The 6,930-nt window shown below is 37.0% G+C and carries 8 protein-coding genes; 2 read left to right on the forward strand and 6 right to left on the reverse strand.

Translation table 11 applies throughout. From position 1 onward, the window contains the following. Window positions 1-736: 736 nt before the first annotated feature. The 4 genes from ABXH34_RS16665 to parA form a co-directional block, all read right to left on the reverse strand. Window positions 737-1,153: a hypothetical protein gene (locus ABXH34_RS16665; protein ID WP_353573014.1), complete on the reverse strand. Its 417-nt coding sequence runs from the start codon at window positions 1,151-1,153 to the stop codon at window positions 737-739. A gap of 32 nt (window positions 1,154-1,185) precedes the next feature. Beyond that, window positions 1,186-1,365, reverse strand: a complete 180-nt coding sequence (locus tag ABXH34_RS16670) for a hypothetical protein (RefSeq protein WP_353573015.1) — start codon at window positions 1,363-1,365, stop codon at window positions 1,186-1,188. A 741-nt stretch (window positions 1,366-2,106) separates the two neighbouring features. Further along, entirely contained in the window at window positions 2,107-2,337 is a 231-nt protein-coding gene (locus ABXH34_RS16675; protein ID WP_353573016.1) for a hypothetical protein, read from the reverse strand. Then, complete coding sequence (gene parA, locus ABXH34_RS16680) at window positions 2,337-2,972, reverse strand: ParA family partition ATPase (RefSeq protein ID WP_353573017.1); 636 nt, start codon at window positions 2,970-2,972, stop codon at window positions 2,337-2,339. The genes ABXH34_RS16675 and parA overlap by 1 nt, the downstream gene beginning before the upstream one ends. Window positions 2,973-3,213: 241 nt before the next feature. Between parA and ABXH34_RS16685 the strand changes: the two genes are divergently transcribed. Both ABXH34_RS16685 and ABXH34_RS16690 read left to right on the forward strand, forming a co-directional pair. After that, window positions 3,214-4,029, forward strand: a complete 816-nt coding sequence (locus tag ABXH34_RS16685) for an endonuclease (protein ID WP_353573018.1) — start codon at window positions 3,214-3,216, stop codon at window positions 4,027-4,029. 104 nt (window positions 4,030-4,133) lie between these two features. Further along, window positions 4,134-4,313 (forward strand): hypothetical protein, encoded by a 180-nt coding sequence (locus tag ABXH34_RS16690; RefSeq protein WP_353573019.1) that lies wholly within the window; start codon window positions 4,134-4,136, stop codon window positions 4,311-4,313. Window positions 4,314-4,428: 115 nt separating this feature from the next. On the opposite strand, the gene ABXH34_RS16695 is transcribed toward ABXH34_RS16690, so the two are convergent. Both ABXH34_RS16695 and ABXH34_RS16700 read right to left on the reverse strand, forming a co-directional pair. After that, entirely contained in the window at window positions 4,429-4,818 is a 390-nt protein-coding gene (locus ABXH34_RS16695; RefSeq protein ID WP_353573020.1) for a hypothetical protein, read from the reverse strand. Between the two features lie 530 nt (window positions 4,819-5,348). Then, window positions 5,349-6,830: a phage baseplate assembly protein V gene (locus ABXH34_RS16700; protein ID WP_353573021.1), complete on the reverse strand. Its 1,482-nt coding sequence runs from the start codon at window positions 6,828-6,830 to the stop codon at window positions 5,349-5,351. Between the last annotated feature and the right edge of the window lie 100 nt (window positions 6,831-6,930).

Raw genomic sequence — 6,930 nt, forward strand, 5'->3', positions numbered from 1 at the left:
TGATTTAATTTTTATTCGACCTATCTACAATCAAGATGTTACCGCAGGCTATATTATTAAAGATATAGAAAGGATTAGAACTGCTATGCAGCAGATTACTGATAGTGTAATCGAGAAATGTAGAGGATGTTCTAAAGTAAGTTAATACTACTATCTTGTTATTTTTAAAGTGATTTAATTTTTATTCGACCTATCTACACAGAGTCTACAAAAAAATATAGTGTAAGTTTAAATATATGATATTAAAAAATTATTTGAAAAATAACATCTGATTGACCGTTAGTTGTTAATCTACGGCAAAAATTGTTGAAAGCTAAGGATATTGCGCCAATCCCATATTTTGTTTTTTCGTGGAAAATAGTATTTTTGAAACCTATGTCAGTAAACTGTTCATTTTATGACAGTTAATTTTTAGCTTAAGTCTCTACATTATGACTACACCAGACTTTCCAGTATTTTTAATTTTTAGCCCTATTTATATTTTCATAATGTATTGAAAAAATAGGGTGTAGGGCAAAAAGGTAATTAAAATAATCATTTTTAGTCACATTAAGCAACCGTGCCACACCTTAAAATCCTGCTTGGCATAACTTATATTGTAGTAATTCATTACTACAATATAGTTTATACCGTAAAACTGATCGAAGAATATAAACTAAATTCGCATGGAATTTCAAGTCGGTTTTGCTATTTTGATACTCTAATGAGCGTATTCTATCTTTGTTTTACGCACAATTTATAGTAATGCAGCATAACTAATACACCAACTATTCCAGCGATTGAGCATAGTTTTGGAGTTGTTTGGTAACTCATCTTTGTATTCTAACTCCTGCTTAATACTGCCAATAACCAAAGATACGACCAGCGCATTGATACTACCCAGTTTACTGTTCTTCACCTCAAGGTCTATCTTTTGTTTCATATCGACTGAAATTCTAAGGCCTATCGTGGGTGATTTGTCTGGGATTTTTTCTAAATACCAATTGTCAATCGGCTTCAGTTTTCCATTGAGATAGTCACTGAGCAATTTGATTGTATAGGCTGCCATGCTTTGCATGTTATTTTCAGCTCGTTTTTTCATTTCCTCCTTGATTTGTTGGGATGGAAGCCTAATTGTGATTCCAGATAGTTTGATGTTTTCATTATGTGCCATGTCAGCTCCTACCTTTCCTCGCCAAAAGAAAGTTAGTTTGATGCCAAAGCGTTGAGAATTAGCTTGCTAATCCATGCACCTTTTGAGTCGGGTTTGGTGTTTTCTAATCTACACTTTTGTCTGTACTCGATATAGGCATCTTCGATTTTATCTTTGACATCAGGTAAATGAGGGCGAAAACTAAGTGTTCCCGCATTGCTGTTTGTAGCCATATACACGTCCATAACTGTGATTGTTATATCCAGTATATATCAGTATCTAAGCATGTAAACATGTTTACAAGTATACATTTTTTCCTGATGAATACAATAAATACAATAAAAAACTGTAATTTAGAATGCAATAGAATGGTATTTTGTTTTATTGAATGGTGAATACTATTGTATTTAATAGGGGTTTTCATGCGTTTGGTCGCTTTTCATTCTGGCCTATTTACGATTTAAAGTGTTATTAGTGTGTTGTGATTTTTCTAAACTGACAAATACCTTTGATTAAATTGCTTTATAATCAAAATCTTATGATTAATAATTTTAAGAAGCAATCAAATTGAGTTGAAGACTAGAATATATTAAAAATGAGTGGTAGGGTTTTTATTAAAATAAAACGTTTGTTGTGAGAAAATATCTGTGCTCGTAAAATATCATTAAATTCAGGGCTTAGTTAACTTACTGGATTTGCAGGGAAGGGACTTGTAGAGGGAATGGATTGCTTAGAATCTTGGTTTTTTAGTAAAATCTGATACGCAATGTTATGGCCGCTTTGAGAAATTATAAATAGTACGCTTTTTCAGAAATGAGGATAATTTGGGGATTTATTAACTCAAGTTCTATAAGAATATTGCTAATGAACACATTTGTATTTGTAGAAATTAAGCTTTGTGGGAATGCGCATTTTGTTGCATGAGCCAAATAATATGCACTCCTCATCATTTGGCATTTTTTAGTCACAAAAGTTTATGCCTGTGCTTTTCCCAAATATTCTTGAGCCATTTTAATAATCAACTGCTGCATATCTGTTTCTTCCCGTATCGCTTGCATTTTGATCGCGGCATGTAACGACGCGGGTACATTTGCATTTAAGCGTTTGGTTTTCTCCAATGCCACCTCATCTGAGATGTCCATCACTGCCTCAATCGATTTCTGCTTGGTTGATTGGGGACGTTTCGCTTGTAATAAAGTAGACATCAATTTGTAAACTCCTGTAATTCCTGCGCAATCGCACGCATTTCGGCCGCTGCTTGGCCATTCTGTTCTGTATCTAAAACCGTCGAGCCTGTGGCAGCACTCTTTGCATATACCACACGCTGACTGGTCATGTTTCTAAATACGGGGAATCCAAATTCTTCCAACACCCCTTTAACCTCTTTACCCAACTGGGTGTTTTTAATCAAGCGCGATACGATAAAAGCCGCTTTGGGTAATCCATCGGTCACTGATTGTCGAGCCTTGATAATATCGACCAAATTCACACACGCCCACAAATCCAGCGGTGAAGGTTGCACAGGCATCAAAATCACATCAGCCGCTTTTATCGCAGATACCGCTAACTCAGCAATCTGTGGCGCACCGTCAATAATGATCCAATCATAACTGTCTTGCACTGCCTTAATATCATTATGCAAAGTGGCGCGATCTAAACCAATCACAGGCAATAGCTCACCGTCATTGGCTTCATTCCAATCTCGGGCACTGCCTTGCGGATCGGAGTCAACCAATAATACTTTCGCTTCAGTCCGTTGTAAGGCGCGGGCTAAATTGATTGCAATAGTGGTTTTTCCTACGCCACCTTTTTGATTTAAAACGGAAATGATTTTACTCATTCACTCAACCCCTCATTTTGGTAATTGAAATTTAACGATAAAAAAGCATTTGAGTAAATAATTTTTTGCTCATTTATTTATATTTTCATTTGAGGTAGTTGCTGTCAAGTGTTTATTATATGTCATGTTTTTTGAAAAAACATCATCCAGTACGAAAAATATCTTTTAATTCATCATAAAAATCCTTAAACTTTACTGCTTATTAAATTTAATTTTCACGTTAAATAATGGAGTAAGTTGGATGTGTTATACATTTTCAATCTTGATATGGTTGGCTTTATTGTCATGCAACCTGTCTGTTCATGCGGATGAGTTCTCGTTACCCAATGTGATCGAAGATGATAAAGACAGAGAAAGTCTCATTTATGAACGGATTAATGACAGCAGTTTTATGTGTGGTTGCCCTATTGATAAGGCCAGCCATACCATTGAAGAAGCAGGAGCATTATTTTGTTTCTTAACCCCTCCTGCACGTTTAGGCACAAATGGTTATAAGTTATATACCGATCGCGTTTTTCCAGTAAAACGATTTGGCCAAACTCGCAGTTGTTGGAATGAGACTAAAACGGTTTGTCCTGCCAAAGAAGGTGAAAAGCAAATGTCTCAAGAAGCTTGTTGTTTAGCAACCGATAAAGTATTTAAAGCGGCTTATTATGATTTACACAATTTATTACCGATGATTGATGGCATTTATGGAGATGAAAATATCGGTGAATACAACTGGGGCATTGTGCGAGGCAATAGAATTGGAATTAGAGATTGTGCTGTCAAATTTGATGCAGATAAAAAAATCGCTGAGCCACCTGAAAAAGTACAAGGTAATCTTGCTCGCATCATGCTTTATATGTCACACACTTATGGTTTTGAATTATCGAAAGCTGAAGTGAAAATGTACAAAGCGTGGATGCGTTATGACCCGCTTCGTCCTGTTGAGACCATCCGCAGCAATTTGGTTGAGCGTTATCAAGGTAATATCAATCCATTTGTTGGTACAGATATGAATAGTGAGCGCCTCACTTATGAAGCAGCCAAAATTAATCAGTATCCTGATGAGTAAAGTAAACCCGAGCTTATAGCTCAACAATAAAATGATCTGACATACTCAAGGCTTTGGCGGTGAGAACCATTTTCCATTTGTTTTAAAAACAAGGATATTTTTATATGAAATCAGTTGGTATTGTATTAATTTTATTTGGTGCTATTGGACTTGGATTTAGTTCTGTTATGTTTGGAGATATTGGTATTGCGGCGGCAATTGGCTCAATCGTTGGAGTGATTTCTGGTATCGGATTTATGAAGGCTGCAAAATTGGAAGCACTGCTGACTAAAGATCAAATCTAGCTTGGTTTCAGCATATCGGTTTTGTAATCAGTTGGCGGTTCTTTAGCGCTGCCAACCCTATCGGCTTAGCGATGCGTGTTATTTCCCTCCCCCTTTTTTTTGTAACATACTCTTGTCAAAATCGGCGGCTGCCCGCTTGTGCCATTTTAAAAGCCATAAATTCATTAGAAACATATTGCTGTACAACAGAAATGGGTGCTGGTGCGGCTGCACAATTATATTCAGATTCTGAACATAGTGATTCATAAGCTTGTTGTTCGCCAAGTTCATCAATTAATTTATTGATTGTTTCTTTTGCCATCACATAGTGATAAAGGTAAATAGGGCGTAAATGAATTCGATGCTCCATAAATACAGTAAGTTGAGATCGTTGAATATCTGAGACCTGTCTGTTGAGAGAATGTTCACCAATATGTTTATAAAGCTGAAACATAGCGTCGATGGTGTCAGTGTCTAGTGGTGCTTGCGCATCACAGAGTATACTTTTTACTTGCGTTCCTTTCATACTACTGTCCTTTAAATAATGCTATTTTTAATCTAATTTAATTATTATTGTTGCAGTTATGATACTGTCATTATAGTAAATCAAATGGATAAAGTTAAGTTTTTTTTGCTTTAAATAGTTGATAAAAAAACTATTTTTTTAAAATAGACAGGTATAAAGCCGCTCTTAGTAATGTTTGCATCGGTTTTTTTAGGTATCTATACGATAGAAAATGTAGCTTAAACTCAGCACCGATAAAGAAAACTTAGGCAAATGTGGATTAGAGATGAATTTGGACAAAAAAAAAGCCCTACTGATTGAGCAGGGCAAAACTACCACAAAGGAAAACGAGTTCTAAATTGTCTAGTCAATTCTGGCTTGGACTGGCAGTCCTTTTATACTTTAAATATTAATCAATTTTAAAATCGAGGACTGCCAGTCCCTTTAAAATAAAATGACTATATATAACGCGGTGTATTTTTTTAGGTGTTATTTTAAGTCTCAAAGGTGGATTTCAGTTTGTTCTACCCACCCTATGAATCTACGAGTTATTACAAGTAGTTCCGTGCTTTTACATCTTCTTCAACTGTCATATTGCCTTTCACTTTTACATCACAATCCATCACAGCCTCACTATTGCCCTTGCCTTTACCCATACTGACAGAGCCTTTTAACTGAATGTTTTTTGCATCTAAAGTAATGGTTTCCGCTTTGAACGTCACTTGCTTACCCGCCGAACCTGTTAAATTATCTGCCGCATTCGCCATCACATTTTTCGCTGACACGGTGGCATTTTGTCCTGCTTGCGCGATCAAATTCTGACCTGCATTCACTTGTACATCTTGTTTGGCATCGGCAATAATATTTTGCATCGCTGACACTTTGCAATTTTTCTGGGTTTGCACTAACACATTGTCTTCGGCCAAGATATCAACCTCGCCAACAAAAGTACCCGTCAGTTTGCTGGTCTGTAAGTCGTACACAATCGAACTGCCATCCGCGTATAACATTTCATGCTTGTGCGGTTCGTTATAATGGTAGCGCATCGTTGTGCCATCGCTATATGATGTTTCATCAATGTGATAATCACCGCCTTCATCATAGTGATAACGTTGTTGCGTGCCATCAGCATAAACTGTGGTTTCATTATGCGCTTGGGCTTGTTCATCCCATTTATATTCCCAGCTATGACCGTCTGGCCATTGCCAATATTGTCGATGCAATTTATTTTGTTCATCGTAAAAATACTGATAATCCGTTCCGTCTGCCATCAGCCAATGATGTAAATGGGTTTTATTCTGTTCATCCCATTGATATTCAAATGCTGCACCATCTGACCATTGATAATGCCGACGATGGATTTTTGTATCCTCATCCCACAAAATTTCGTAATCCAAACCATCAGCATAAGCGCGGTGTTCCCAATGTCTTGGCGGCACATTCTGTTTGTCGGAATTGGTTTCTTTATGTCGTGGGCTGCGGTCTTCTCTATCGTCTAAGAACCAGAATTCGAATTTTGTACCGTCATTAAATACCTGTAATTTACGGTGTAAATACCGGTCATATTCAACAATATAATTGTCTTTATAACGAGTGCGATGCACTGATTCACGCCACGGTCGTTTGTCTTTGAGTTTTTCGCCGCTTAAATCGTCATGGCCTGCGGGTGGTCGATACTCATCGTTATACATAGACCCAATAATAAAAGACTGATTTGGATCACCATTCGGTGCGAGTAATACCACTTTTTCACCAACTTCATACGCCCAGTAATCAATGTCACCTCCTGCTCTTAAGCTAATGTGTGGAATCCAGTTAGTTTTATGATCGCCGATTTGTACCCGATATAAAGGTTGGCGAAATTCACCGCTACGCGATTCATTTGAAAACCATTCAGGCACATTTTCCGCATCATAATCAGGATGTCCAAGTGTGTCGTAACGGGCTTCAAAAATAACCCCTTCACGGATTTGATTGGCGGTTTTACGATTGGATTCTTGTGCGTTGTAAGCGGTTTGTTCTCTATTATTCATGCAAATGCTCTATCGATACGTTCGAGTAAATAACCCGTTTCAATTTCAAAATGTAGGACTTTGATAGTGTTGACACCTTCTTGAATCTCATCACTACTGA

Source organism: Candidatus Albibeggiatoa sp. nov. BB20, assembly GCA_016744725.1.
In the GTDB taxonomy this organism is placed as follows: Bacteria; Pseudomonadota; Gammaproteobacteria; order Beggiatoales; family Beggiatoaceae; genus Albibeggiatoa.

Coding starts and splice junctions, on each gene's coding strand:
- ABXH34_RS16665 (WP_353573014.1), bottom strand. CDS start 1,153: ATGGCACATAATGAAAACATCAAACTATCTGGAATCACAATTAGGCTT.
- ABXH34_RS16670 (WP_353573015.1), bottom strand. CDS start 1,365: ATGGCTACAAACAGCAATGCGGGAACACTTAGTTTTCGCCCTCATTTA.
- ABXH34_RS16675 (WP_353573016.1), bottom strand. CDS start 2,337: ATGTCTACTTTATTACAAGCGAAACGTCCCCAATCAACCAAGCAGAAA.
- parA (WP_353573017.1), bottom strand. CDS start 2,972: ATGAGTAAAATCATTTCCGTTTTAAATCAAAAAGGTGGCGTAGGAAAA.
- ABXH34_RS16685 (WP_353573018.1), top strand. CDS start 3,214: ATGTGTTATACATTTTCAATCTTGATATGGTTGGCTTTATTGTCATGC.
- ABXH34_RS16690 (WP_353573019.1), top strand. CDS start 4,134: ATGAAATCAGTTGGTATTGTATTAATTTTATTTGGTGCTATTGGACTT.
- ABXH34_RS16695 (WP_353573020.1), bottom strand. CDS start 4,818: ATGAAAGGAACGCAAGTAAAAAGTATACTCTGTGATGCGCAAGCACCA.
- ABXH34_RS16700 (WP_353573021.1), bottom strand. CDS start 6,830: ATGAATAATAGAGAACAAACCGCTTACAACGCACAAGAATCCAATCGT.